Source organism: Neoroseomonas rubea, from assembly GCF_016106015.1.
Taxonomy (GTDB): domain Bacteria; phylum Pseudomonadota; class Alphaproteobacteria; order Acetobacterales; family Acetobacteraceae; genus Neoroseomonas; species Neoroseomonas rubea.
The window spans coordinates 1-1,530 of record NZ_JACADQ010000561.1; the positions used below are offsets into that span (position 1 = coordinate 1).

Genomic DNA, 1,530 nt, shown 5'->3' on the forward strand with positions numbered 1-1,530 from the left:
GCTCGCGGCGGCGGTGACCTTCACCATCGCGGGCGCGCGGCCGGGCGAGGCGGCGGTGGTGGAGCGCGCTCGCGACCACACCGCGGTCCGCGGCGGCCCCGGGCTGGCGGCGGCGAACCACTGGGCATCAGTGGACCTGCCGGGCGCGCCGCGCTGGATCGAGAGCGCGCCGCGCATGACCCGCATGGCGGAGATCGTCGCCGGCGGCGCCGTGCCAGACGACTTCGACTGGCTCGCGCCGCCCTTGCTGAACCACGGCACGCGGCTGGCGGCGGTGATGCGCCCGACGGAGGGGCGGATCGAGCTGGTGGCGCATGAGGGGGAGCGCCGCGTCAGCGCAATCCTGTCGCTACCGTAGCAGGGCCGCGAGGCCGAGCCCGACCAGCCCCATCCCGCAGATGAACCCGAGCCCCAGCCGTCCCGGCAGGTCGATCGCCCGGTCCGGCGCCCTGGGGTCGTAGAGGATCGTCACCGGGCCATCGCCCTCACGTCGCGCCAGCAGGCGCAGGTCGCGCGTGACGAAGCTGACGGCGCGCCCGTCCGGCAGGGCAAAGTCGATGCGCCAGGACGGCCCCGGCTCGAAGCGGATGGTCGCTGCCGCGCGGTGCCAGGCGAAGCGCCGCACCAGCGCGCGCGCATCGCGCCGCATCAGCAGCGCGCCCAGCAGACACAGGATCAGCCCGGCCGCCGCGCCATCCACTACAGCATCCCGGCGAAGGGCAGCACCGCCACGGCATCGCCCGGCGTGACCGCCGTCACGTCCTCCGGCAATTCGGCGAAGGCGTCCGACTGCGTCAGGGAGGACAGCAGCCCCGCCCCTTCCCGCGCGAACTTCTCCGCGCGCAGCGTCGCTCCGTCGCGCCGCAGCGCGACGCGCACATACTCCCGCCGCCCCGCCTTCTTGCGATAGGTGAAGTCCGCGATGGCCGGGTAGCGCGGCAGCGGCGCGGCCTCGGCGCCGGCAAGGCGCAGCAGCAGCGGCCGCGCGAGGTGCAGGAAGCACACCACCGCCGCCACCGGGTTGCCCGGCAGGCCGACCACCGGCGTGCCGCCCGCGGCGAAATCCCGCCCCGCCTTCGGCAGGACGCCCATCGCCGCCGGCCGACCCGGCTTCACCGCCAGGCGCCAGAACACCAGCGAGCCGCCCGTCTCGATCGCGGCGCGGACATGGTCCTCCTCGCCGGTCGAAACGCCGCCGCTCGTCAGCAGCAGGTCATGGTCGCGCGCCGCGTCCGCCAGCGCCGCAGCCGTGCGATCCGCATCGTCGGGAAGGATGCCTAGGTCGCGCGCCTCACAGGGCAAGCCGGCGAGCAGCGCGAGCAGGGTGAAGCGGTTGCTGTCATGGGTCTGCGCCGGGGCGAGCGCATGGCCCGGCTCGGCGAGTTCATCGCCCGTCGAGAAGACGCCGATGCGCGGCAGCGGCCGCACCGCCAGCCCCGCCTGGCCGAGCGCCGCGGCGAGCCCGATCTCGGCCGGCCCCAGCAGGCGCCCCGCCTGCAGCGCCAGGCTGCCGCGCGCCACATCCTCGCC

At 75.8% G+C, this 1,530-nt stretch carries 3 protein-coding genes; 1 reads left to right on the forward strand and 2 read right to left on the reverse strand.

Annotation, left to right across the window (positions count from 1 at the left end):
* Positions 1-358, forward strand: a 358-nt coding sequence (locus HW577_RS24825; RefSeq protein ID WP_198378763.1) for a C45 family peptidase, incomplete at its 5' end; no start/stop codon positions are given.
* Here HW577_RS24825 and HW577_RS24830 read toward each other — a convergent pair.
* Together HW577_RS24830 and HW577_RS24835 are read right to left on the reverse strand one after the other, a co-directional pair.
* Complete coding sequence (locus tag HW577_RS24830; RefSeq protein WP_198378764.1) at positions 350-700, reverse strand: DUF3592 domain-containing protein; 351 nt, start codon at positions 698-700, stop codon at positions 350-352. The two genes, HW577_RS24825 and HW577_RS24830, sit on opposite strands and share 9 nt — an antisense overlap.
* On the reverse strand, positions 700-1,530 hold an 831-nt coding region (locus HW577_RS24835), incomplete at its 5' end, for a molybdopterin molybdotransferase MoeA (protein WP_198378765.1). The genes HW577_RS24835 and HW577_RS24830, both read right to left, overlap by 1 nt.